At 35.3% G+C, this 25,858-nt stretch carries 22 protein-coding genes; 5 read left to right on the top strand and 17 right to left on the bottom strand.

All coding sequences use genetic code 11. The annotated features are described in order from the left end of the window. Window positions 1-23: 23 nt before the first annotated feature. From IPP61_01885 to IPP61_01860, 6 genes are all read right to left on the bottom strand, one after another. The gene (locus tag IPP61_01885) at window positions 24-890 is read right to left on the bottom strand and encodes a hypothetical protein (GenBank protein MBL0323922.1); all 867 of its coding nucleotides are present in this window, start codon (window positions 888-890) and stop codon (window positions 24-26) included. 183 nt (window positions 891-1,073) lie between these two features. Further along, complete coding sequence (locus tag IPP61_01880) at window positions 1,074-1,844, bottom strand: hypothetical protein (GenBank protein MBL0323921.1); 771 nt, start codon at window positions 1,842-1,844, stop codon at window positions 1,074-1,076. Window positions 1,845-1,872: 28 nt separating this feature from the next. Beyond that, the gene (locus IPP61_01875; protein ID MBL0323920.1) at window positions 1,873-2,781 is read right to left on the bottom strand and encodes a hypothetical protein; all 909 of its coding nucleotides are present in this window, start codon (window positions 2,779-2,781) and stop codon (window positions 1,873-1,875) included. A 212-nt stretch (window positions 2,782-2,993) separates the two neighbouring features. Then, entirely contained in the window at window positions 2,994-3,275 is a 282-nt protein-coding gene (locus IPP61_01870) for a hypothetical protein (protein ID MBL0323919.1), read from the bottom strand. A 195-nt stretch (window positions 3,276-3,470) separates the two neighbouring features. Then, the gene (locus IPP61_01865; GenBank protein MBL0323918.1) at window positions 3,471-4,913 is read right to left on the bottom strand and encodes a hypothetical protein; all 1,443 of its coding nucleotides are present in this window, start codon (window positions 4,911-4,913) and stop codon (window positions 3,471-3,473) included. Between the two features lies 1 nt (window position 4,914). After that, window positions 4,915-5,349, bottom strand: a complete 435-nt coding sequence (locus tag IPP61_01860) for a hypothetical protein (GenBank protein MBL0323917.1) — start codon at window positions 5,347-5,349, stop codon at window positions 4,915-4,917. A 35-nt stretch (window positions 5,350-5,384) separates the two neighbouring features. On the opposite strand from IPP61_01860, the gene IPP61_01855 reads away from it, so the two are divergent. Continuing rightward, window positions 5,385-6,086 (top strand): hypothetical protein, encoded by a 702-nt coding sequence (locus tag IPP61_01855; GenBank protein MBL0323916.1) that lies wholly within the window; start codon window positions 5,385-5,387, stop codon window positions 6,084-6,086. On the opposite strand, the gene IPP61_01850 is transcribed toward IPP61_01855, so the two are convergent. The 3 genes from IPP61_01850 to IPP61_01840 all read right to left on the bottom strand — a co-directional run bounded on the left by IPP61_01850 (window position 6,058) and on the right by IPP61_01840 (window position 8,593). Further along, window positions 6,058-6,693 carry a response regulator transcription factor gene (locus tag IPP61_01850; GenBank protein ID MBL0323915.1) on the bottom strand — a complete coding sequence of 212 codons (636 nt, stop codon included), beginning with the start codon at window positions 6,691-6,693 and terminating at the stop codon, window positions 6,058-6,060. The two genes, IPP61_01855 and IPP61_01850, sit on opposite strands and share 29 nt — an antisense overlap. 121 nt (window positions 6,694-6,814) lie before the next feature. Further along, on the bottom strand, window positions 6,815-7,885 hold the full coding sequence (locus IPP61_01845) for a hypothetical protein (GenBank protein ID MBL0323914.1): 1,071 nt from the start codon (window positions 7,883-7,885) through the stop codon (window positions 6,815-6,817). 384 nt (window positions 7,886-8,269) lie between these two features. Continuing rightward, entirely contained in the window at window positions 8,270-8,593 is a 324-nt protein-coding gene (locus tag IPP61_01840) for a LytTR family transcriptional regulator (GenBank protein ID MBL0323913.1), read from the bottom strand. A gap of 222 nt (window positions 8,594-8,815) precedes the next feature. Here IPP61_01840 and IPP61_01835 point away from each other — a divergent pair, with 222 nt between their 5' ends. Both IPP61_01835 and IPP61_01830 read left to right on the top strand, forming a co-directional pair. Next, the gene (locus tag IPP61_01835) at window positions 8,816-9,394 is read left to right on the top strand and encodes a sigma-70 family RNA polymerase sigma factor (protein ID MBL0323912.1); all 579 of its coding nucleotides are present in this window, start codon (window positions 8,816-8,818) and stop codon (window positions 9,392-9,394) included. A gap of 3 nt (window positions 9,395-9,397) precedes the next feature. Further along, a complete protein-coding gene (locus IPP61_01830) occupies window positions 9,398-10,048 on the top strand; it encodes a hypothetical protein (GenBank protein MBL0323911.1) in 651 nt (216 codons plus the stop codon). Here IPP61_01830 and IPP61_01825 read toward each other — a convergent pair. From IPP61_01825 to IPP61_01805, 5 genes are all read right to left on the bottom strand, one after another. Beyond that, entirely contained in the window at window positions 10,037-12,784 is a 2,748-nt protein-coding gene (locus IPP61_01825; GenBank protein MBL0323910.1) for a CHAT domain-containing protein, read from the bottom strand. The genes IPP61_01830 and IPP61_01825 overlap by 12 nt on opposite strands. Before the next feature lie 4 nt (window positions 12,785-12,788). Next, window positions 12,789-13,796, bottom strand: a complete 1,008-nt coding sequence (locus IPP61_01820) for a hypothetical protein (GenBank protein MBL0323909.1) — start codon at window positions 13,794-13,796, stop codon at window positions 12,789-12,791. Between the two features lie 153 nt (window positions 13,797-13,949). Beyond that, window positions 13,950-14,879, bottom strand: a complete 930-nt coding sequence (locus IPP61_01815; protein MBL0323908.1) for a LysR family transcriptional regulator — start codon at window positions 14,877-14,879, stop codon at window positions 13,950-13,952. Between the two features lie 259 nt (window positions 14,880-15,138). Continuing rightward, on the bottom strand, window positions 15,139-15,798 hold the full coding sequence (locus tag IPP61_01810; protein ID MBL0323907.1) for a hypothetical protein: 660 nt from the start codon (window positions 15,796-15,798) through the stop codon (window positions 15,139-15,141). A 313-nt stretch (window positions 15,799-16,111) separates the two neighbouring features. Beyond that, window positions 16,112-18,580 carry an outer membrane beta-barrel protein gene (locus IPP61_01805; protein ID MBL0323906.1) on the bottom strand — a complete coding sequence of 823 codons (2,469 nt, stop codon included), beginning with the start codon at window positions 18,578-18,580 and terminating at the stop codon, window positions 16,112-16,114. Window positions 18,581-19,216: 636 nt separating this feature from the next. Between IPP61_01805 and IPP61_01800 the strand changes: the two genes are divergently transcribed. Continuing rightward, the gene (locus IPP61_01800) at window positions 19,217-20,908 is read left to right on the top strand and encodes a putative transporter (GenBank protein ID MBL0323905.1); all 1,692 of its coding nucleotides are present in this window, start codon (window positions 19,217-19,219) and stop codon (window positions 20,906-20,908) included. Window positions 20,909-21,341: 433 nt separating this feature from the next. Here the strand turns inward: IPP61_01800 and IPP61_01795 are convergent, their stop codons facing one another. Then, the gene (locus IPP61_01795; GenBank protein ID MBL0323904.1) at window positions 21,342-22,034 is read right to left on the bottom strand and encodes an NUDIX hydrolase; all 693 of its coding nucleotides are present in this window, start codon (window positions 22,032-22,034) and stop codon (window positions 21,342-21,344) included. Window positions 22,035-22,115: 81 nt separating this feature from the next. Here IPP61_01795 and IPP61_01790 point away from each other — a divergent pair, with 81 nt between their 5' ends. Further along, complete coding sequence (locus IPP61_01790; GenBank protein MBL0323903.1) at window positions 22,116-23,744, top strand: carboxylesterase family protein; 1,629 nt, start codon at window positions 22,116-22,118, stop codon at window positions 23,742-23,744. Between the two features lie 248 nt (window positions 23,745-23,992). Here IPP61_01790 and IPP61_01785 read toward each other — a convergent pair whose 3' ends face one another. Further along, a complete protein-coding gene (locus IPP61_01785; protein ID MBL0323902.1) occupies window positions 23,993-24,250 on the bottom strand; it encodes a TonB family protein in 258 nt (85 codons plus the stop codon). Between the two features lie 4 nt (window positions 24,251-24,254). Beyond that, on the bottom strand, window positions 24,255-25,820 hold the full coding sequence (locus tag IPP61_01780; protein ID MBL0323901.1) for a TonB family protein: 1,566 nt from the start codon (window positions 25,818-25,820) through the stop codon (window positions 24,255-24,257). Window positions 25,821-25,858: the final 38 nt, after the last annotated feature.

Here is a 25,858-nt window from a genome sequence, read left to right as displayed (position 1 = left end):
TTCGGCTTTCCTGTTATTTGAGCTTATTTGCAAACCGGAGCACCTCCATTTTCTTTTGTTCCCCAAACCCAGATACCATTACCCCATATGAAGCCCCAGTTTCCAATCTCTGTTCCGTTTTTTGGAAGTGGTTTAATATCGATTGGACCACAAACCATTTTTTTACATTTTCCGTCTTTTGTTATGTCACCTTCTTTTTGAGTGGTGTTAGAAACCCAGCCAAGAGGACATTTACAAACGGGATCGACTTTTACAAGGTCATAACAGCCTCCCAGGTAGAAGCCAGTGGGACCACTAATATTGTTTATTTCTGCTGAAATAGTGTACTGACCTGCCGTTAACCTAATTTGAAGACATTTTTTTAATATTATATTTTCCTCCTTAAAGCCCCAACCACCTATTTGTCCTTGATCATACACTTTACTTGAGTTTATGAACAATTTTAAATCATTATCACCTCCCAATTTTGAAATTTTTAAAACTGCTTCTTGACCTGAAGGAACTGTTATGGAGTGAGAATAAACATATACTCCGTTTTCAAAGTTAGACCCTGGAGTAAGCAATTGATCTGAATTTGATGGAAACTTGGTGCCAGTGGCTGGCATAATCCATTGTTCAGTATTCGAAGCTGCTGCCCACAATGGAAATCCTGGATTTTTTACAATCGTATTTATTGTACCGGTTCCATTAGGATATGACGTTATTTTCCAATCATTGTCGTTCGCTCCATTTTGATGTAGAGATCCAGAAGTATTGCTGTAACCGGTTGAGATAAGTCTTCCATTTTCCTTGCAATTGCAGTCTTTTGTACTTTGAGATATTACCTCAAATTCCTGGGAAAAAGCAATATTTGAGATCAATATTGCAACCATTAATAAGATTCTTTTCATGCTTAAAAAATTTAAATTTCTCTCCCTACCTCCTTTCAGCCGAATCGGGTTTTGCATTTATAACTACAAAATAAAAGGAGAAGAGAATGCGTGTAAATCGCTAATATTAGGGAGGTTAATAACAAAATACGGAGCCTGAAATCAAGCTCCGTATTGGTTAAAAAATTGATTGGTAAATTATTATTAGTTAGCCAGGTCGTAAAGGTAATCGCGTTTAATCACATTTGTACCCACTGTTTCGGTTGAGCTGGTTATGCATCCACAGCCGTCTTTGATGTAATCATACATGGTGATGATAGTTGGGGGAGTAACTCCCCCAGGGGAACGATTAACGAAAGTCTTTGTGATTTTCTTTATGGCATTTCCTGAAGTCTTTCCTGTTAAATTCAATCCTAAATATTCACTCTGGATATTGTTATTGACAGAGCTACCCAGCAAGTTCATTTCCAGGTAAGGATTCTGTACTGTGTTTCGGGTGTCGGGGTCATATTCATAATTCACGGTCGTACTAATCGTACCTTGGGGCCGGTCATATTTAGTTTCTACCAGATTTTCTTTTACCCATTTATGGTAAAATATGGTCTTTTGACCATTTTTTATTTCGGTGGTTTCAATCACCTGATCATCAAGGTCATATTTATAAGAGTAGGTTGTGTTTAATGCAGGCGTTGCCGATGCAATTACTTTTCCAGTACCATCAAGCGTATAGGTGGTTGTCACTCCATCATAGACCTTAATTACCTGGGATGTTTGGTAATCAAAAGTTGCGAATTCACTCAACGCTTTTTCATAGCGAACTGCCTGATTATCTGAGTCATAATCTATAGTAAAGTATTCGCCTCCATTGTCAATGTTACGGATACGCTTTCCGTCGCAAGTGCCCGTGCAGTTAATAGCTGTGTCGCAAGCCGTTAACCCAATATTAAGGGACAGGACAATCAATATTTTTTTCATGATATTTTGCTTAATTGGTAAGAGATAATTACAGAGATAATGAATATGAGAGTAATACGGTTTGACTGAAAAAAGGTCTATAAGGAATGGAATTGTCTATCGGTCCATTAAGAGATGCTCTATGACTGAGCTTGAGTCCTTTCATTATTCTGAAATTTGTGATAAACATACCTTTCATATTTCCCTTAAGTGCTTCACTGGTAAAGAAATTATACCTTATTCCCAGTTTGTAATCAAAATCCAACCTCTTTGCAATTTTCTTATTAAGCCAGATATTGAGTTCGGTGCCGTTTGGAGATACATGCCTTGTTTTGTAGTGACCATCAGGCCTTCTCTCACTGATATCGTTTCCTTTATCCGCAATAAACTGATTGGTAAGTCCAAATATTTCAGTTGAATAAGGGGATAGTGAAATAGTGTTTTTGGGTGCAATCTGATACCTTATTCCGGGTGAAACCACTAAAGTGTAGGGATTTAGGAAAGACCTGATTGGCCCCAGTTGGTAATAATCTTTCATGAAATTTCCTTCATATTGCTTAAATATTGGCGAATCGGTTTTTAAAATGAGATTGGCACTCCATTTTCCTGATTTTGAAAGCGAATAAGATAAATCATGAAATGTAAAAAATTGGTCGGCTGTAGTTAGGGTTCTGGATCGGGCATCTGCTTTCCCAAGAGTAAAAAGCCAATGGAGTTCGTTAGTTGCCCTAAACCGACTTTCTTCTTTTACATAATTAAAAATAATATCAACTGCATTGGAATAGGCTAGTCCTTGACTTGGGGTGCCAGCAGGTGCATTGATATTGAGAGTATGAGAGATATTTGCCCCCCAGGTAAAGGATTTTTCCCATGATGGAGGTTTGGTTTCTGTTTGACTGGAATCTGACTGGCTATAGGCAGATATTGACATGCCCAGAATGAAAATGAGTTTTTTCATATTTTAAATGGTTTATACTAATATTTTTAGAAATTCATATTTGTCCTTTTTGGAAACTACTATTTCAAGATTTTTTTTATTTTAAAAGTGTTACATATCTAACAAAACCGTGTTTTTTACCTGCTACATCCTGAGTACAACCATTGCCGCTGCCATCGTCCCAAATCGGATGACTGATATTGTTGGTTCCTATCAATTTTTATTTCTTTAAATCAAGTGCAATAAAATAAGGAGGTTTCCTTACTGCTGACTTCTTTTCTCAAAGGACTTACACCATTGTCATCCATCATTATTTTTACTCCATCTTCATTTTGTAAAATAAGGTATCCATCTGTTCCACCAATTGTCATCCAGGTAGCTTGTGAAAGATTTTTTATTAGGCTTTTATCTGGCGAAACTGCCAAACCTAATGCCTGATCCATAGTAGATCTAACTAGTGCAAATGATGCGATTGTAGAACAAATTGCAAAAAATAGTACTCCCAATTTCTTCATTTTTTATAAAAACTTTAAATTTCTGTCCCTACCTCTTTTTTCAATTCAGGTCTTTTTCGTTTTGATAATTACAAAATAAAATGAGAAGTGAATACGTGTAAATCGCTAATATTAGGGAGATTAAAAGCCGGGATGGAATAAAAAAAGCATCACCCGAGATAATTACAGGTGATGCTTTTTATAGTTTTAAAAGAATTAATTAGCCAAAACCAGCTTTTGTAATAACGCAAAACTTTCCTGGTTAAACTCAAGTAGGTAAGGCTTGTAATTAAAATGCTTAATCTTGATTGGGTTTTCGAAATTTCTGATAGCGTTAACCTTAATATTTGTCAAATCGGCTTTCGGGATAAGATTGAACAAATCAATCAAAATATATTTTCTTTCTGATTTATTTTTTAGCGGGATAAGTAAAAAGTCAGGGTTGCTTTTGTAAGATTTGTAGTAAAAAATTTTATGAAAGTCCATGTCAATTTCCGGCATCTCTACAGTCGGAATTTCCGGCCTTTGAGCTACCCTGTTTGCAAAATTGTTTTGAGAAACAAATGCCGACATTCTAGGCGGTTTAGGTGCAGTGGTATCGGGGCTGTCTGATTTAACTTCGAGATTGTCCAGTACATTAACCACCGAGGTTTCATACGGTTCTATCCTTTCGGTCATTGCAGTAAATTTTTTTGCGTATGCATCATTGGTGCTTACATACACAAATTTTGTTTCTCCATTTTTTTTAACACTATTGTAATATGAGGTTTGATTTTCGGAGTTTGATAAAATCAAAAATTCCAGTTTACTCAAATTTTCAAAATCCTTATCTTTAAGGTAAGTTACTTCCATTCCCTCATCGACTGTCATTGAATCATTTCCGAAGATGTACTGATTAAATGAAGTCTTGTATTTCGGCAAGGAAGAAATACTACTTCTGGCGTATTTTATAGACAATCTCTTTTTAGATTGTAAGAATTTCTTTCTTTGTCGGGTAGATGGAAGCCCTGGAAATGAAACCTCTGAAGTGTCCACCGGATTCAAGCTTTTCTGAGAGAAATTATAGAAAAATTTTTGTTTGCCGCTTAATTGACTACTATCTAGTAAATCGTAATTAAGAGCATAATTAATGCCCAGAGTATCAAGATTTTTCACCCATGGGTCATTGATTAGCAGATATTTTGTGCTTGACTTTGAATTGCTCTGCGTTTCAAGATAACCAGTTATCATGAAAAAATGAGGACTGGGTTTACTAATATTGTTGTCCTTGTAAACAATAATTGGGTTGGCATTTTTATTTCTAAAATTCTGTTTTATCTTATTCCAATCAAGAGTTTCGGTACTATCACATTTATTTTTCCTGGAATCAAGCAGGTCGTAAAGGCCTCCAGGAGCAATACCTTCGACAAGTGTTTTTGGATCACTGATACTCCGGAAGTTCTTGTAGGTATAATTTTCTTTGAGCTTTTTATTAATATATTCCAATTGAAACTCTCTTCTGATTCCTGCTGAGTTTTCGAGCATTTCAATACAAGCAGCCCAGCAGGTTGATTTAGTAATCTGACCTCTGGGCTTAATGTTTTTTATCAATGCATACTCAATATTACTTTGGGCATTGACTACTGATGCCCAAAGTAATAAAAACACCACTTTTTTCATATTAATTGCTGGGAGGTGGGGTGGTTTTTCCGAATCCGTCTCCATGACCTTCCGACGGCAGTATTTCTTCAGTATCAACCAAAGTGAGGTCGGGGTATTCTCCTTTATAAAACGAAAATATGGGTCTTACTTTCTCAGTAATAGTTTTTAAATTTTTGCTTTTGTTAAATCCCATATTCACCACCATATAATCCCATTTATCAGACTTTGAAGTTGACTGAAAATCGGCAACATCCTGAAAAAGGGTTTTTAAAATCATTCTTTTTGGTATCAATGCTCCGAATGGCAACTCCATATTATAGTTTTCGGCATATTGCAGAATTTCCAGTTCTTTTTGCTCACCAGACGTGATTTTGATTTTCTTTGCTAATTCTTTAATTCTTTTTTCCCTTCCATCTCTGGTTAAAAGATCCTTTAAATTTGATTTTACATTCATTTTTTTGGTATTTTACGTTATTAAAATTGTAATTTATGATATTTCTATATTCAAAAACTTTGTACTGGCTTTATCTCAATGTTGGTAATTTGGCTGTGTTTTTTTTATTAATTTTAACTATCTATACTATTTGGAACCGCAATTTTGTAAAAGAAGAATACAGGGTTTTCTACTTTCTCCTGATAGGTTATTTCTCCATTGAGATTTTTACTGCATTGCTTCCATATTTTGGTGTAAAAAACACAATTTTTATCAATTATTTATATTCTACTTTTGCATTGGTAGTATCTACAATTTTTTATTTTCGGTTTTTAAAATTGAAAAAGTCGATCTCCAATATTTATTTAGCCCTGATTGGGGTTTATATTTTTGGTTCATTATTCCAACTTTATCGGGAACCGTGGCCGCCAACCAGCCCTAAGTTATTTCCACTAAAAAACCTTATTACACTTTCTCTTACTCTGTTTACTTTAAAAAATCTTTACAACTCTCCCAAAGTCAAAACCCTAACTAATGAACCCATTCACTGGATAAACTTAGGCTTCCTGCTTTTTAATATCTCAAATCTAATTCTCGTACCTCTTTTTAGTGCCGCCATTCCAATTTCCGACGATTTGGCTTTTATCATCGGTATTATTTCAAGCTTGGTTGACCCTATCGCTTACACCCTCTGGGCCATCGGCATTTATAAACTCACCAAAAAACCCTTCAGACCAGTCGCATCTCTATGGCCTTGATGATGGCCTCCGGTGCCGAGTTGACGTGAAGTTTTTCGTAAATGTGCTTCACGTGGGTATTGACTGTCGAGTAGCTGATACCACAGGCGTCGGCTATGAGTTTGTAGCTCAGGCCTTTTACCATACATGCCAGCACGTCTTTTTCCCGTTGGGTGAGGTCCACAAAGGTGTTTTGCGACTTCACAAACTGGTTTTGGAACAATTTCATCACTTTCGATGCAATCGTCGGTGACAAAGCCGAGCCCCCTTCATGTACTTCTCTTATGGCCTGTACATACTTTTCAGGGTCGGGTGACTTCACAATGTAACCCGAAGCCCCCCCACAAATTGCCTGGAAAATCCGGTCTTCGTCTTCAAACACAGTTTGTATCAGGATTTTGGTGTCGGGAAAGACCTGTTTTATCTCCGCCATAGCCATCAGGCCGGTTTTGTGGGGCATTTCGATGTCCATAAGCACCACGTCGGGCTTGTGCTTTTTTACGATACTTACCGCTTCTCTTGCATCAGGGAAATTGCCAATCAACCAAATATTTTCATTGCCCGCCAGATATAGCGAGAGGCTTTCTCTAAAATTCTTATTGTCTTCAAACAAAACCACTCTTATCATTCTTTGGCTCATTATTGATGTGAAACTATTGTTGTAATGTATTCTTTCCGCCGCGACCATTTGTTTCTGTTTTTTTTTCTACAAAATTGAAACATTCGCATCTTCCAAAAAATCACTAATATTAGGGAGAAACCACAATACTTAGAATCGTTCCATTTCCATTTGTGCTGTTAATAGTTAAACCAAAACCCGATTCCTCGGCTCGTTCTTTAAAATTTCGGAGTCCGTTTCCTTCCTGGTTTTGACTGATATCAAAGCCATTTCCGTCGTCGCTTAGAATAAAAATTATTTTTCCTTTATTTTCAGAAATATGCAAAGAGGCCGATTTGGCTCCGGAATGTTTACAAATATTATTAATGCCTTCCTTAAGGATCAAATATAGGTTTTTGCGGTTTTCCATGTCGAGTTTGAGTTGCAAAGGATTAATATTGACCGATTGAGAGTACATGATTCCTTTGGCAGAAAGTACCTGGCGGGCTAAACTTTCGATTTTTGCAAAAAGCCTTTCCGGTGTGTCATTTTTGGGGTTCAGGGTCCATACAGTGTCTTGCATCAGACCTACTGATTCTTTAGAATTGTCAATTATTTTATCTATGATGGGTTTTAGCTCGATATCATTTTCAGGAATTTTTTTCTTCAAAACTTCAGAGAAAATGGCAATACTGCTCAGGTTGGAGCCCACTTCATCGTGCAAGTCTGCCGAAATCTTGTTGCGAAGCAATTGCAACTTGAGTTTTTGCCGGTAATTATTCTGGAAAAAGAAAAATACCACCACGCCGACTACCAATAATACATAGGCAATAATCATTGGGAAAAACCACCATTTCTGCCAGATGGCCTGTAGTACACTTACATGTATGACTGAAAATGTTTTCGAACCTGAAAATCTGTACTTTAATTGAAAATCACCCCCGGGGAGATTGGTATATCGCAAATGCGGATATGGGCAGGATTGTAATTTTTCATCATATCCAACAAGTTGATATACAATCGAATCAGGGCTTTGGTCAAAAGTGATTTCCAGGAAATTGGTGATTCCTTTGATAAAAATAGAGTCCTGGTTTTTCGAAATGACCTGCTGGCCTATCCCATCAATTTTTATACTTTTTGGTTTAGGGTTTTGACTCCAAATTATGCCGGAGACAAACAATTGTATTATTAAAAACACAATTTTTAATCCATTGGGCTTCATTTTTTATTCTGTTCTTTTAGGGTTTTTGTTTATAGTTTTCGATTGTATTTCTGCAATCTTTTTCAAAAAATCTGTGAAGTGTATTTAGATTCTGATTTTTGGATTTAATCTTTTGATTGAATTTGAAAATCAAAAAAGAGCAAAAAAAATCAAAAAGAAAATATTTGTTAAATCTTTTTTTGAAATAATTTGCTGAAAATCAGAAAGAAATCATTTGGAAAGAAATTTCAAAACATTGAATAGCTACTCAATTTTTAAGAGAAACCATATTTTGAAAACTGGAATATTTAATTTCAGTGAATTTGAATTTAAAATTTATAAAAAACAAAAGTTGAAGATTTAGTAGCCTTTTTCATATTTAATCTTAAATCTACGTACCTGATTTTAATTGGCAGCAAGCAACATTTGTCCAAAGAAATCTCTTTTTCTGCGTCTCGATGCCCTTTCTATATCACCCGTTATCAACAGGATATCGTTGTCTCTGATCTGATCAATACAATTTAGGTTTATTATGGTATTGCGTGAAATGCGAAAAAAGTACGGGAAAGGCTCAAGGCGACTCTGGATTTTTTTGAGAGTTGTTGCTACTACCGTTTTCTTTTTTCCGTCTGAGTAATATATGGTAGTATAATTTATGTCGCCCTTCAGACGGATAATTCTTTGAGGGTTAATACTTAATCTTCCTCCGACGTGTATTTGAGTTTCCATGTTACCATTATTTTGGGTGTATATGGATGTATCCCTGCTGTTTTAATTTTTGTAACTCACACTTTTAGATATTTTCTGTATTTTTTTAACATAATTCATAATGTGTTGATAATCATGCTTTTATGAATTAGTTTTTTATTTAGCGGCATTTTTTTTTAATAATAATTTTTAATATCAGGGTCACCCGATAAATTTGTACAAACCTTGACTACTGTAATTTAAATGGCCAATTTCTTTTCGGACTCTGAAATTGTTTTTGCCCTCAAAGCTGGGGGTAAGCAACAGGACGATGCCATTTATGCCCTTTATACCCAAAATAAATCTTTACTTCTCGGTATTTTAAGGAGTTCATTCAAAATAGAACGCTCCAAAACTCCCGACGATATTATCTGGGAAACCATTGAAGTTTTTGTTTCCAACGTACTTTCTGAAAAATTTTCATTAAAAGAAAATACTTCAATTTCAGCCTATTTAAGGGTGGTTTCAAAAAACATTATGATGAAATATATATCCTCAGAAGAAGCGAGAAGTATGCGAGAGATGAGCTATGGTGCTGATAATGAGTATATTGATCAGGATGTGTCTGTGATGATTTCGGAAAGTGAAACCTGGAATCGTTATCTGGAGATTTTTGAGCAAATAGGAAAAAATTGCAAAAGAATATTACAAATGGTCTATGGACTTGGATATAGCATAAAAGAGATGGCAAATGTACTGGTAGAAGAGGGGCTATACGAAAATGAGCAAGTAGTCAGAAACGCCAAAAGCAAATGCCTGAAAAATATCCTTACGAAAATCTAACGTATGACAGATCAGGAACTTGAAATATTGGAAGCTTATATACTTGGACACCTCGATGGCATTCAGATTGTGGAAGTCGAAGAAAAACTGCGTACTGACAAAGCTTGGCAGGAAAACTTTGGCAAAATCAAAGTATTGAAAGAATTGCCGGGAAGATTGCAGCTTAGAGAAAAAATTAAAGCCATACAAAATGAGGTCCTCACTGAATGGAAAATCGATAGTACTCCTAAAAGCAGGATTATTTCCTGGCCAAAAATAGCCATTACAGGTATAGCAGCTTCGGTGGCTCTGTTTGTATATTTTAATGTTTCCAATATTAGCATTCCGGGTGCACTGACTATGCAGGAGCGTGGCAGCGAAACCAATATAAGTAAAGCTGATTTGGTTGACTTTCAGATGTTTAAAGATGCACAACAATTGTTGATTGATGGCAAAGACAAAGAAGCAGCTCAGGCTTTTTCTGTCATTAAAAACTCAGAAAATCTCCGGAAATATTACCGTGACCTGGCAAGATGGCTGGAAGTTGTGGCCCTCGCTGAAACCGATAAAACAAAGGCAGGTAAGCTTTTTAGAGAAATAGAGGCAGATGCTGACTTTAAATACAAGATTTCTTTTTCTGACAAAATCAAGCTCAGAGCCCGTTTACTTTTTTGATTTTCTGCTGATGTAATACCATCTGAGTGCAATTGCAATAAGGAAAGCCAATATCCAGAAAATCTCTTTTTTAAAGTTTTCAAATAAGTTGATATCTATTGGTTTGTCGTTTCCAATCAAAATAAAGTTTGACCAAAAATAAGGGTGATCGTATTGCCCAAAGTCTTCGTTGTGAAGTAAATCTAGCTTGGCCTGTTGCACAGCTTTAGCTTTGTTGTATCCTTTTTTTAGGTATTTGTGGATATTCGCAGCGATAAAGGCCGAAGTCTCGTCGTTGGCTTTCCAGAGGGTACTTATGACTGACGGGCAACCCGCATATGCAAACGCCCGTGCCAGAGACATGAGACCCTCGCCTTTTTGATTATACCCATAACCGCCTTCACAAGCCGATAAAACTACCAATTGGGTTTTATCAAAATTCAAATCAAAGAGTTCCTGGGTGAAAAGCTTACTTTCTTTTTCATCAGGGTAAAATGCTATGAATGAGAGATTTGGGTCTGTATCGTTAAGTTGGGCATGTGTGGCAAAATGTATAATGTCATAGTTTTGATAATTCTTAAAAAACAGATCTTTTTTTGCTTTTTTCTCCAGAAATATGTCGCCACCGATTTGTTCTACCTCTTTTTTAGAAGCCAAAAGAGGTTTTAATTCATCTGCAACCTTACCGGAAGCATTTTCAGATGTAAATGGAGCTATCGCCATTAGTCCGCTGCGGTGTGAAGGCGAATCGTCATTTTTATCAATTTTCCAGATATTTGCCGACCAGCCATATTGAAATTCATATTTTTCAATTAAAAACTTTCCATTTTGGTCAACTAAAACTTCAAAGGGCAGGTATTGCAACAGCCCGTCTCTGATTACCACCAGTTGCTTTATGTTTTTCAATTCTTTTTCAAAACCATCGAAAAATACCCGATATAAGTCTTTTGCTATGTTTTTGTCATCAAATTCCGAAATACCCGGATTGGTATTAATCTCTTTTAATAATTTTTTTAGTTTTGATTCTATTGTAGGAGTATTTGTCAATAATCTAAAATTCGTATAGTTTTTCCCAATACACATAATCCCGATTTTGTTTTCAGAATAGTAAAAACTCAATATCGCCTGATCAGGCTTCAGTGCATTTTTTATTGCAGAAATTTCTACGCTATCGAGTGTATTGACTTGTTTTTGATAATTGGGGCTTTTTATTCTTATTTCGGTTTGAATATTGGTTAATGCTATTTGTGCCTCCCTTATCTTAATTTCATTGGTTTTCTTTTCGGCTAAAGAATTGGCGTTGTTTAGCTTTAAACGATATTTATTTATTTCTCTTTTTATTAATAATTCTTTCTTTATCAGGTCTTTAGCAATCGTGGAAGCTTTGAATTGATTTTTTTTCAAAACATCAGAAATAAGTGCCGCTTTGCTGTATTCCATTATTTTGAAAATACCCGCTATGTTTTCAGGCGAAATCATTACGATGGCTTTTTCATAGAAATCTGATTTAGCTTTCAAAAAATAAAGCTTTGAATCATCTTCTTCGAGGCTACTTTTTATTTGGTTTACTGCCTTTACGGCCGACAATATTGCCTCATCTTTCTTTGGGTGTTTGGTTTGAAAATAGTATTCCGCTTTTTCCCACAAAATTTCAATATATTTTTCTACCGAAATCAGGTTTTGAATTTCAATTTTTTCGCCAGCAAAACAAGACTTTATACTTTTTTCAAAAAAGACCTCTGCATTTTTTATTGTTGAAATTTTCGCCAGCATCATGTAAGCATCTGCTACATGAGGGCCTTTTTCATTCCCAAATTTAGCATTTGAAATTTGTATCACATTACGGCAATGGGTGGTACATTCAGCCTTGTTGTTTTTAATAAAATAATGTTTAGCCCATTTTGCCTCAATGGCCATTTCAAGTGCGGGGAACTGAGCCCCGGCTTCCTTAAATGCTGATTTGAGAAGGTTTTTCCTGGCGTTAATGATTTGTGTTTTGGCTTCTTCGGCTTTGTTTTGTTTCAAATAAATTTGAGCCAATGAAAGCTCAATTTCACATTTTTCTTCACCTTTTTTAGCAATTTTTAAAGCTTGCTGATAGTAGAGTTTGGCTTTTTCAATTTCGGCTATTAAAAAATAGTTAGTTGCTAATGCTTTAAATATAAATAACTTATAGTATTCTGTTTCTTTGGTATTTGTCAATGTGAGTGCCTCGTTGAGCAATAAAATGCTTTTATGTGGGTCACCTTTTTCACGTTGAAGCCTGCTATAATTGGTAAAATATGCAATGGTATATTCTTTTAAATAAGACTTAATTTTTGGGTTTTTAGAAAGCAAAACGGCTCCCTGGTCAAAGCAGCTCAAGGCATTTTCGAAATCAAACCGGGCATTGTAATAATAGCCCAGGTCTGACAGCAACTTAAAATGCAGGGTGTCGTTTTTGTAACCTGACTCTTTAATTTTTTCCAGGCCTGAAATACATTCTAATGCTGATTTTTCGGTCTGATTTGAAAGATAAAAGCCTAAAGCTTTGAATAACTTTATGTTTAACCCAATATCTTTGTTTTGCCAGTTGTTTTGTTTTTCCAGCGTTTCTAAAGTAGTAATTGCCTGGGTTGGGGATATTTTGGCAGTTCGGAGATTTTGGTAAATCTGAAATACTTTTTTGTGCAAATCATTAACCACCTTTGGTCCGGCCATCGAAGCTGACCAGACCAAAGATAATAAAACTGTTAATATGTGTACCTGTTTTTTCAAATTATCATCCTTCAATCAAAGGTAAGGGAGGATCTTTCTCATCCTGAATTCTCAAAGTTTTAAGACTGGACTTTTGACCTGATTGTTGTATTTTAAAACAGGGGTCGCAATCATAATCTTGGATCATATCCACTCTGAAGCTTCTAAGATAGTTTTGTTTGATTACATTAAAAAAAGTTTCTTCTATTCCATCTTTTAAAACCTTCTTGCCTTCCCGTATTTCATAAAGATTATCGAGTTCCGGGATTGTTTTTTTAATTAAAAATACCCGCAGCTGATAGGTTGGAAGATTTGCCTTTTGGGAGGAGAAAGTGATTTTGTCCATTGTATTAAATGCCGTTTCAGAACTTCTTTCCCGATCAATTTTTCCATTGGTAATTACCAGCCCGCTTCTTGAACTATTGATTTGATAATCAGCAGCATTTAATTTCAAAGTATTAATCAAATCAACTGCATCGGCGATATTTCGGTTGGCTGTTTTATGATAATCCAGAAATTGGGTGTAATCTTCTACTATCACCTCATTTTTTATCTTATATATTTTTATGCCCGAAACTTCGGTTTCAAATCTTGGAGTTTTTCCGGCTGGTCTGAAGGTGAAAATCGGCTTTCTTTGACAAATCAAAGTATCATAAGGTAGCTCATAACCGGGCGTTTCGACCCAAACTGCGTTTTTGATGGATGTACTTGCTTTTTGAATATCTTGCATTTCAGTAGGAATGCCCCCACCTTCAAATACGTAAAGATATCCCTGATTGTCCTGGTAACCGTTAGGTTTACAACTAGAGTTAGTACTTACTGCACCGATAGCTCTGTGTTCAGGTTTGAAGAAACCGCCTGATTTAAATACCATGCTTGGTTCGTTTTGAAAAGTGCCATTTTCGATGTTTCCACTTTCGAGATAAATACTTGTAAGTTGTAAATTTTTGGTTCTGGCTTTTCCACTTCCCTGTACTGTGCAAGCTGCCAAACTAAGTGCCAGCATTATGGCAATAAAAGTTAATTTTTTCATGCTACTTAATGGTTTTTTTTATATATACTATTAACAGCAACTTTTGTAACTTCCTGATATTTTATTTTTTAACCTAAATATCTCAATAGATTTTATCTTGAAGTATTTAAGCCATGCAGCCCATATCTTATTTAGATATTTGGGTTTAAAGTATTAAGTTTTTCGGGAAAAGGAAATCTCCTGGCCACTTTGTTTTTTAAATTTTTCAGGAACCTGCTCCAGAATTCCTTCCTGTAAAAGACTAATTAGCCGTCTTTTCAGAAAATCACGATGAGTAATAATACTTACCTTTCGGTAAGGTTGGGGTTCGGCAAAATATTTAAGTTTTTTTCTTTCGTTGGGTCCAAAGTCAAGGGTAGCCATTTCGGGCAATATGGTTATTCCCAATTGCTTGTCTGTGAGGTTTTTGAGTGTTTCAAGGCTACCTGAGCTGTATTCAATTCTGGTATTTTTTTGTTTGGTGAGCTCGCAAAATTTCAGGATCTGAGTTCTGAAACAATGGCCTTCTTCCAGCAACAAAAGCTCTTCGGTATCGATGTCTTCAGCCAAAAGATATTCCTTGTTAAAAGGTCGGGTCGAATACACCACAAATGGCTCATAATACAATTCGTACTCATGGTAATTTTCTCCATCATCAGGCATCACCATTATTCCTGCGTCTATCTCCCCGGTTTTGAGTTTGGCTAGTATGGTATCTGTAACATTTTCTGAAATAATCAGTTTTAAGTTTTCATATTTTTTACTAAAACTTTGTAAAAACATAGGTAAAAGATACGGAGCAATTGTTGGAATCACTCCTAACCTTATTTCTCCGCTGATTATCCCTTTTTCTGTTTTTACAATATTTTTAAATTCTTCTAATTCATAAATTACTTTTCGGGCTTTTGCAAGAATTTTTTCGCCTATTTCGGTTGGAACTACAGGTTGCCTGGAACGGTCAAATATCTTCACATCCAGCTCATCCTCCAGTTTTTGGATCATCATACTCAATGTGGGTTGAGTTACAAATGAGGCTTCGGCAGCTCTGGCAAAGTGCCGGTGCTTATCTACTGCCAGGATGTATTCTATTTGTTGTAAATTCATGTCTGATTACTATTTGCCGCTAAATTTAATCCAAAAAAGCCAATGGGAATTCTGTCGCTATTTTATTTTGAAAAAAGCCTGTGATATTTAATTGAAAATGTGTGCTATTTGCCTTTAAATATTATCTGAAATGATTTAAGTTTCGGCTATTTGAAAACCATTAAAATTGGACCCATCGACTTAGGATTCTCTTTGGTTTCCGGGTGCATTGTAGAAGTTTTTGGGAAATATTTTTGAGTTTTCTAAAAATATTATTTAACTAAATTCTTTGGAATGAATTGATTAGTCCTGAAACTAATAAATATTTTGAAATAAAAAACGTTGGAGTTACAAACAATTCCTCGTTGAAATTTAGAATACGGGCATATAGCAATACAAAAAGGATGTTAGCAAATACTAGTACAAATAAACTTAGATTTACATTAGAATGAATTTTTGGGTTTCGCCAGGTCCAACCAAAAAACAACCCTAGTTGTAAGATCCTTATAAAAACGACGATTTGTTCCGGAAAACTAAAAAGTTCGAAAAAAAGTAAAATAAACAGCAAACTTATTGCAGCCACAATCACAAACTTCAATACTTCATGGGTGATATTTTTTTGTTGATTTAATCCCAAATGAAAAATAACCGGCATTAAAAATAGAAATTCGGCAATATCGAAAATTGTATTTTTTGCTATGAAGTCTTCCTCTCTGGTAATTAATTGGCCGGTAGAAAATCCAATAAACATAAAAGTGAAAACCAAAGTCATCCAGAATTTCACGTTTTTTGGATACTCACCTTCTGCAAAAAACCATAGTGACAAAATCGGTATCAAAGACATAGTAGTGAAAAGTTGGCGATTGGGGATATCAAAAAAAACCAGAATGATATACAATGTCAAAACAAAATAGAAAGTAATGGAGAACAGGGTTTTCATTTGGGAAATAGTAAGAATGTCAGAATAATAAAATCGAAACCAATTATTACAATTTATTCCGGGAATTAAATTCTAATTATTAATGAATTGTATTGTATTATTTATTTAAATGTGGTCTTAAAAGTAACAAAGAATTGTCAATCAAATATTTACTATGACAAATAATTTTAGGACAGATTTTAGGATTTGGCAAATATTGTATATTATATAGAAGTATGTGTCAAAATAGTATCAAAAAGTACCTGTTAAGCACAAAAAAAAATAAAACCCCAAAATTTTTGGGGTTTTATAAAATCTATTTTTTTACCAAACTTTATCCTTGATTGCCACCAGCTCTGTTTTTCAGGTCATCATTGGCAGTTTTTCTGTTTCGTGCATTTTTTACATTTTGATTTCCGAAATTATAAGAAAATGTAAGTGATACTCTGCGGCTGGTCCAACGGTTTTTGATTGTAAAATCCATGTTTTGATATTTTACGGCTCCATTCCAGAATGAAGTCAAAAAGAGATCATTACCACTTAGTTTTATTCGGCCTTTTTTGTTGAAAATAGACTTCTGAATACCTCCATTAATAGCATATTGCGGTTTGGTACCCGTAAAAATTCCACCCAGACTTGGGCTGTTATACCACATATTAAACTCAGCCGACCAGTTTTTAGGCAAAGTAAAAGTAGAGGAAGTATAAAAATTATAAGCTAACTGCCCGGCGTCTAATCTACCACCCAAGAGATTTTCATCCAGGAATTTACCGTAATATAAGCTAAAATTATTTTGCATAATCCACCATTTTCGGACTGTAACCGGAAACGAAAGGTTCATTGAATAATTTTCAAATTGTTGCAAATTCCGCTGAATGGCATAAGTCACTCTGGTTGTGTCATTTTGCTCTGTAATTTGTGTCATCATGTCACGGGTTTTTGAATATCCTAATCCCACAGAATATGAGTCTTTGTAAGTATAGTTTAGCTCAAAATTGTCGGTAAACTGTGGCTGTAAAAACGGATTTCCTTCTTCGTAGGTATAAGGATCAAGGAAGAATAAAAACGGATTAAGTTGCTCATAGTTAGGTCTGTCAATGCGACGGCTATATGAGTATCTCATACTATTGTTTTTGTTGATGTTTTGATTGATAAACATCGTAGGGAAAAGCGATAAGTAATCTCTTGGTACTACTTTGTTCATAGTTAGAGAATTACCCACAGAATGTGTATGCTCTGCTCTTAATCCACCTTGAACACCCCATTTTTTCCAGTTTTTACCCAGATTTACGTAAGCGGCGTTAATGTTTTCTTCATATATAAAATGATTGCTTTTGCCGGCATCGTTGATCCATTGTGCATCTTGCAAGTACTCAAAACCAAAATCGTTGTCAGTTTTAACATATCCGGTTTTGGCTCCCATCTCCAATTTAGTCTGATTTTTTAAAGGTAATACATAATCAATCTTGGCAGCCACAATATTGATATATTTTGGAGTATGGCTTTGTTGAAACAATGTGCTGGTAGTATTTCCTTTTTGATCAAAATATGATGTGTTAAAGTTTTGATTATCAGTATTTCTAAAATTTGAATAATCAATGTCAAAAGTTAATTCTTGTCCTTTTTCATTAATGTTATGTTTAATATTAAAGTTTGAATTAATATTTGTTCTACCCATCTCCATTCCAATAATCTGCTTCAAAGAGCTGTTGATGGTCTCCGCACCTGTTGTACTGGCTATGGTTGTGTTGCCTGTACCCACCATTTCACCATCCCAAAGATTAATGTCGGACATCACTCCAATCGTGGTTTTTTTGTTTAGGAAATAATCAGCACCGATTTTTGTTGAGTTGCCCAAGCCATGGCCATTTCTTTGACTAAATTGATCAAAAACGCTTTTTGTGTTTTCATAATAAACGTTTCTGTGCAGACGGTTTTCATTGTACCATGAGCCTCTGTTTCCGCTAGTTGACCCAAATAAATTCCACTTTTTGTTTCTATAGTTGAGGTTCAGATTTACCGAACCACGATTTAAGTCACCGGTTGAATTAGGCACAAAAGCGGTACCAAGTGTGGAAGAAAAGCTGCCGTTTGTTCCATAATTCTGGTTTTTCTTAAGCTTAATATTGATAATTCCCGAGTTTCCGGAAGCATCATATTTTGAAGAAGGGTTGGTAATGATTTCAATCGAGGCAATTTGGTCACTGCTCATATTTTTCAGATATTGAACCAGGTCGGCTTCTGAAAGGTAATTTTTTTTGCCATCAATCATAAACATCACCCCCGACTTGTTTTTGAGTTTGATGCTCTCGTTTTGTTGATCGACAACCACTCCCGGTGCTTTTTCAAGGACTTCAAGTGCTGTACTTCCACTTGCCACAATGCTGTTTTCAACATTTAAAACGGTTTTGTCAATCTGCTGTTCGATAAAGGGCTTTTTTGCAGTTACCGATAACTCTTTCAGAGCATTTGTCTGAACCGCCATTTTAATAGGTTCTAATTTGAAAGAGCCATTTTGTTCATTTAGATAAAATTTGGGACTATAAAAATCTTCATAGCCTACCATGGAGATTTTTAGAAAATAATGGTTGAAAACTGCATTCTCAATCTTAAATGCCCCTTCAGAATCGCTCACAACGGCTTTGGCGAGAGTGCTGTCTGAAGCTTTAAGGAGCATAACTGTAGTAAAAGGAAGTGCCGAAGATTTTTCGTCAAGAACCGTTCCCGACACTTCCCCGCTTTTTTGAGCGAACACAATAATTCCACTCAATACCCCAATAAGGGTAAGTAATAACTTTTTCATTTTTGTAATAGCTTTTTCTAATTTGTAATTCTTCTGCAAACGTATAGTATTATGTAATACAAGGTAATGAGTAATACATAAGTGGTTGTGATTTTGTGATGAGTGGTTTTTTGAATTATAGATGAAATGATTTTTAAAAGGGTTGCATAATAATTTAGAAATTTAAAATTAATTAACTAAATCGTAGATAGAGAAGGGCGATGGGCAGGTTTTGGAAAAAATCTAGAGGATAAAAAGAAAAAAAATAGATTATTTTTTTAAACAAATTTTAAAAATGGAAGAAAAGATCCGGTTAATTTCTTCTAAAAGATATTTCGATTTATGCTTTATAATATTTTATAAGAGGGTATTACTTTAAAATTACAGGAAGGTTAAAACCATTATTTCAATTTTAGTATTTTGTTAAATGTTCTAAATTGCGTATAAAATTCTGTTTTTTATTAAAAAAGCACGGTCTTTCAATATAATTATAAGATTTAGATTGATTTGCTTATCATTTATACTTTATTGGTATTTTTTTAGCACTTATCTACTTTATTAATATACTTATCTTATTTTTTAGTAAAAAATATTAAAATACCTTTACTGTGCTTATCAAAGCTGAGTACTTTTGTTTATCAATATTTCCAATCAGGCATGTTCAAAAGTTTACAAAATCTATTGTTGCCCACTCACACACCAGACTTGACCCAGTCAATTTTTGTGGTGCTTTTCGCAATATCATTAGGTATTTTTCTAGGTCGAATTAAAATCAAAGGTGTTTCCCTGGGTATTTCTGCAGTTATGTTCTCGGGTTTATTGTTGGGGCATTTTGGTTATAGTCTCAATGACGAAACACTAAAGTTTCTAAGGGAATTTGGTCTGATATTGTTTGTTTATGGTATCGGTATTCAGGTGGGTCCATCATTTTTTTCATCATTAAAGAAGGAAGGGCTAAAATTTAACATTCTGAGCGTAAGTACTGTGATTTTGGGTGGAGTAATCGCTTTTTTGATTTTTAAATATAGCGGTTTGACCATTGAGAATACTGTAGGTCTTATGTCGGGTGCCGTAACTAATACACCGGGACTAGGTGCAGCTAAGTCGGCGTTGCAAGAACTTCAGGAACATTTTCCAGATCGTACATTCTCTGATCCTGCTATTGCCTATGCTATTGCTTATCCATTTGGAGTGTTTGGTATTATTGCTGTGATTATCATTTCTAAAAAGCTTTTCAGAATTGATATTGAAAAAGAAAATGAAAATTTCGAGATTAAAGCCAGACAAAAAATGGCTTTCCCGATCTATAAAAAATGCAGAGTCACCAATAAAGAAGCATTTGGAAAAAGTTTGGGAGATATTTTGGAAATTTTTGGTGAAGATTCTGTGATTTTTTCAAGATTAAAACATAGTGGTACACATGGTGTCTTTTCGCCTTCTTTGGATACCGTTATTCAGGAGCGTGATGTACTTGTAATTGTAGGTTACAAGGAAACTGTAGACAAAGTTGTAACTTTTATTGGTCGGGAGTCATCTGACAATCTTATTGAGTCTGAAGACGACATCATGTCAAAAACTTTGATTGTAACCAAAAATGACATTGTTCACAAATCACTCGAAGAACTGGACCTGTTTAACCGTTATGACCTTAAAGTTACCCGTATTTACCGTTCCGGACTGGAACTCCTCGCTAAACCATCATTGGAGCTGTTTTTTGGGGATAAAATCCATGTTGTAGGCAATAAATACTCAATACAACAAGCCGAAAGATTGATAGGTAATTCTGAAAAAAAATTGCTAGAGCCAGATTTTCTTTCACTTTTTGGAGGCCTCATTTTAGGACTTTTGGTGGGTTCTATTCCACTTTTTGTACCTTCATTTCCTGTGCCGGTGAAATTAGGTTTTGCTGCCGGACCATTGATAGTGGCTTTATTGCTTAGTAGATATGGTGGAGTAGGGGTTATTCATACTTACATAAACCATGGAGCCATTTATTTCATGAAAGACCTCGGAATATGCTTGTTTTTTGCTACCGTAGGTATTCATGCAGGACATGACTTTTATGCCAATTTTGTTAAGTATAATGGATGGATGTGGATTGGGCTTGGTAGTTTAATCACCGTAGTGCCATTGCTTATAATGCTTTTTGTGGGACGGGTAATTATGAAAATTAATTATTTGCAACTCGTAGGTCTCATGAGCGGTACCTATACCGATCCCGCCGCTCTTTCATTTAGTAATTCATATTTCAATTCTGACATTCCTACCCAGGCTTATGCATCGGTATATCCTTTAGTCACGATAACCAGGATTCTGATGGCTCAGCTTTTAATCCTGTTGTTCTTTTGATTCAGGATTATTTTTCAAAAAGAAAAACCTTATAAAAATATAAAATATAGGAGCAGGCGATCTTTTCAAAGGTCGTCTGTTTTTTTTTTAATTTGATGAAGTTTCTGAGTCTAACCCTTTAGAGTTTAAGTAATTAAGAATCCAAAAAAATTTGAATTTTTTTAAAAAGTACTTTAAAATAAAATGATTTTCGATTTTAATCTAGAAATCTTTTTTTTCCTTTGATAGTTTTCATCAATGCGAATCCATCATAGTAAAAATACCCTATAATCAGGAATATTAAGAAAGCCTCCATTCTGTTATTTTTTAATAATGTTTTATTCTTATATCCGGAAAAAATAAATCAAAATTTTATAGTATCCTGAATATTAGTATTTAACAAAAGTAATGGGCTTTTGGTTCTTAAATTAATTTAATATATCAAACAGGACAATCAGTTGACGAAACTATAAAGAAAGGGGGCTTTGTTTGCAGCTCCGGTATATTGTTTTTCATGTCTTTTGAGAAGTCCGGAAGCTAAAATTTTCCTTTGAAAAGTACCTCTGTGCAAAGTTTCGCCTAATATAGACTCGTACACTTTTTGAAGTTCTTTCATCGTGAATTTTGAAGGCAGAAGGTTTACACCCTTAAGTTTATGGTCGATGTTTGATCTGAGTGTGTTTATGGCTTTTTTTACTATTTCTGAGTGATCAAGAATTAGAATTGGCAGATTATCTACATCATACCAGGAACAAGAATCCGATAGCCTGTCAGGTTGAGGATTTACATCTTTTAAATTAATTAATGCATAATAAGCAACAGAAATATATCTGTCCAAAAGCCAGGCAAATTTTTCAAGATCTTCATTGCTGGCGACAAGAATTTTTTCCATCACTTCAGGTTGGTATCTTTCAATATTTCCGAAGGTGTAAAATTGCTCCAAAAATACTTCAGAAAGGCCAGTTCGTTCTTTCAAACCCCTTTTTACAGCATCGTTGAGGTTTTCAGAATGACCCACAAAACCACCTGGTAAAGCAAATAAACCAGTGTTCCGATACTCCATAATCAGGATTTTGAGTTTTTCGCCCGAAAAACCAAAAATTACTGAATCGTAGGCGATATGTTTTAAGTAGGGGTTTGTTTCCATAAATATTTTCAAAATTAAATAGGAATAATTGCAAATACTAATTATTATTGTCGCATTAAGAGACAATAAAATCATTTTTTTATGAAAAAGAAAATATTATTCGTATTGGTTTTGGCTTTTGCATTCCATTTCAGCAATGCCCAAAACAATGCTTTTTCTGTCCAAACCAGAATATCAAATGGAATTATCGAAGGTAACTACGACACCAAATCAGGTATTCAAACCTATTTTGGAGTTCCTTTTGCAAAACCACCGGTTGGAAATCTACGTTGGAAAGCCCCACAACCGCTGGAAAATTGGGTAGGTGTTAAGCAAACCAAAAAATTTGGATCAAGGCCTATGCAGACTGTAGTTTTTGGAGATATGAATAGTCGTTCTGATGGTGTAAGTGAGGACTGTTTGTATCTAAATGTTTGGACTCCTGCTAAAAGAAATACTTCAGGACTTCCTGTTTTAGTTTATTTTTATGGAGGAGGAAATGTTGCAGGTGATGCTTCTGAACCCAGATATGATGGTGAGAGTATGGCTAAAAAAGGGATTGTGGCTGTAACATGTAATTACAGGCTTAATGTGTTTGGCAACTTTGCACATCCTGAACTAAGTGCAGAGGCTTCTTATAAAGCGTCGGGTAATTATGGTTACCTCGATCAGCTTGCTGCCTTAAAATGGGTGCAAAAGAATATTGCTAAATTTGGTGGTGATCCCAACAAAGTGACCATAGCCGGTGAGTCTGCCGGTTCTATATCAGTAAGTTATCAGATGGCTTCTCCTTTGACAAAAGGATTGATAGCGGGTGCAATAGGGGAGAGTGGAGCCGGAATTAACCCAACAATGGCACCGGTTACGCTTGCTGACGCGGAAAAGGAAGGACTCCAATTTGCAAAAAAAGCCGGGGTTCCCTCATTAAAGGAATTAAGAGCCCTTTCTACCAGAGATTTGTATGAAATTTATAACGAAGCAGGTAGATTTGGTTTTCCGGTGGTATTGGATGGGTATTTTTTACCTAAATATCTTCCTGAAATCTTTAATTCAAAACAACATTCCGATATTCCACTTTTGGTAGGATGGAACTCTGCCGAAATTCCCGGTGGAGCTTTTATGTACGGAATGGCCAATACTCCTGAAAATTTTGAAACCAGAGTAAAAAAGGAATATCCTCAGGATTTTGAAGAAGTATTAAAACTATACCCTCACGCCAGTGCTGAAGAAGTTGCTATGTCGGCAACCCAACTGGCATCTGACAGGTTTATTTCCTATAGTACCTGGAAATGGTTTGATTTAGCCAAGAATAATGGTTCCAAGCCTGTTTATCGGTATTTGTACAGTAAACTCCGCCCCGAATTGGTTGACAATACACTGGCTTCGGGCTTGGCTGGAGGGACAGTCAAAGCTGATGCAAATACAGCCAGGCCAAAAGCTCTGGGTGCTCCACATGCTTGTGAGATCGAGTACTGTATGGGAAATCTTCATCTGGTAAAAGAATATGCCTGGACAGCCGATGACTTTAAAGTGTCACAAACCATGTCAAATTATTTTGCTAATTTCATAAAAACCGGAAATCCTAATGGTGAAAAATTGCCGGAATGGCCATCTGCAGCCAAAGGCGATGCAACTCCACCGGTAATGGTTATTGATGTAGAATCCAAGGCCATAAAATCAGAGATAGAAGGAAGATATCATTTTTTGGATAAGGCTTATAAAAATAAATAACTAGAAATTAGAAATCAAAAAGCCCCGGAATTTCGGGGCTTTTTGATTTAAATAAGGGGTAAATTAATAATTATCAATCTAAGTATTTTGTTCAGTTTAATGATTTTTAAATTCTTTCACCATTATATAAATTGTATATAAAGTTTTAAAATTAGAAATTGGTTAGTGTTAAATTTTTTTTGAAAAGTAAGCTAAATTGTAAATAACGTGCTTAATAAGAGTCAGTTGAATACTGTTAAAGAAAAATATTATGTACCTTTTAGTACCAATACATTATCAATTGAACCATCTTTCCTAACTATAAATTTTATAAATACCCGGCCAGAAATATTAGCTTTTTGAGCCTCAGCAGGGTAAGTAATATTTTTTGCTAAAAATTTGTACATAGCAGCTTGTCCACCGGGGAATTCGGGTTGTATTTCCACAGCGGTAAGGATGGGCTCAGCAGGTTGTTGAGCAAAAGATATTTGGCAATAAAAAAATACAATTGTTAAAATCCATCTCATTTTTTTACTTTGTTTTGGTTTTTATCAAAATCACGCCATTTTTTCCTTTTTCTCCATACACCAGTATTGCTTGTGGACCTTTTAAAATATCGACTCTTTCAATAGAGGATGGTTCAATATCATTGATTTTCCTGTCCAGAATTTCTACGCCGTTAACAATGATTAGAGCATTTTCATAGTCTTTATTTGCAACCCTTATCTCCAAAGGCTTTTCTTTTGGTGTAGGTGGAATATGATTACTTGTAATTTCCGCATTTGGTGTTGTAATATTTTTTTCACCGTCCAATTTATACACAATCGGCATATTATAATAAACATTTACGGCTTTGCCGTTTTGCTTGCCGGGAGTCCATTTGGGCATCATTTCTATTACCCTTTTAGCTTCCTCGTCACATCCAAAACCTATGCCTTTCAATATTTCAACATTTGACACAGTGCCGTCATTGCCGACAATAAACCTCACAAAAACCCTCCCTGAAACATTGGCTCTTTGGGCGGCTTTCGGATAAACTATATTTTCACCCAAATAACGGTACATTGCAGCTTGTCCGCCCGGAAACTCAGGTTGCTCTTCCACAGCAGTAAATATCTCACCATTAATTTTTAGGTTTTCGGGTTTGGTGGTGTCAGCTATTATCAGATTTTCTTCTCTTTCAGAAGGAAACGAAATTCTTTTTTCCCTGGGGCTAAAAGACTTTGGATCTATTTGAATGGTTATGCTACTTACTTTTTCAGGAAAGTTTTTTAACCATGTAAATGAAGAGCTTATAAGTAAAATAAACAGAACAGGTACTGCAATAAAATACTTGATCTGAGCCGAATCTCTGGATGGGTTCTTTGCTAACATGGTGATCCTGTGCTTGATAGTTGATTTTTTGAAAAAAGATTGGATAAAAGGATTATTAGACTCTACGCCAAAATGCCGGGCCATCAGCAATAAGGAATAATGATACTTAGACTCCATGGTTTCGCTGGCGTTGCGGTCGGCAAGGTATTCATGCAATATCCTGATTTGGCGGTTAAGGCCATAGCTTGCAGGGTTTATCCAAAATAGAGCCTTAATTATTTCAAAAAACACCAGGTCAAAGAAGTGTCCCTGTTTGATATGTGTGTTTTCGTGCTCCTCAAGGGTTTCAAAGGCCAGGAGGTGCAAGTCGATATGCTTTTTGCCCAAAAAAGAGAAGGCATTGTTTTTTAGAAATGTTAAATTTGAGAATAATCGAAAAGCCTTAATCAATCGGAAAATGGTGATGGCAATCAAAAAATAACTAACAAAAAGGTAGGTATTTTTGATAAAAAACATCGAAATGCCAATCTGTGGTTTTTGGAGGGTGATCTGCACGGCGTCCATCGTAATGGCTTCATAAATGACCTCATCTTTTAAAGGCAAAAACCAAGCATAGATGGTGGGGATGTCAATCCATGGGATAAAAACCGCCAGAAAGGTACTGCTAAGCAAATAAATGCGGTTGGCCTGATGGAAGGTTTCATTTTTTAGGAAAAAATAATAGATTCCATAAAAAACCAGGAGGAAGAGGTTGGATACTAAAAACGGGAAAAGCTGTTCCATGATTGAAATAGTTTTATGTTAATAGAATTTTTGAGGTT

This window comes from Cytophagaceae bacterium (assembly GCA_016722655.1).
In the GTDB taxonomy this organism is placed as follows: domain Bacteria; phylum Bacteroidota; class Bacteroidia; order Cytophagales; family Spirosomataceae; genus Leadbetterella.
This window is presented reverse-complemented; position numbering and strand designations above follow the sequence as displayed.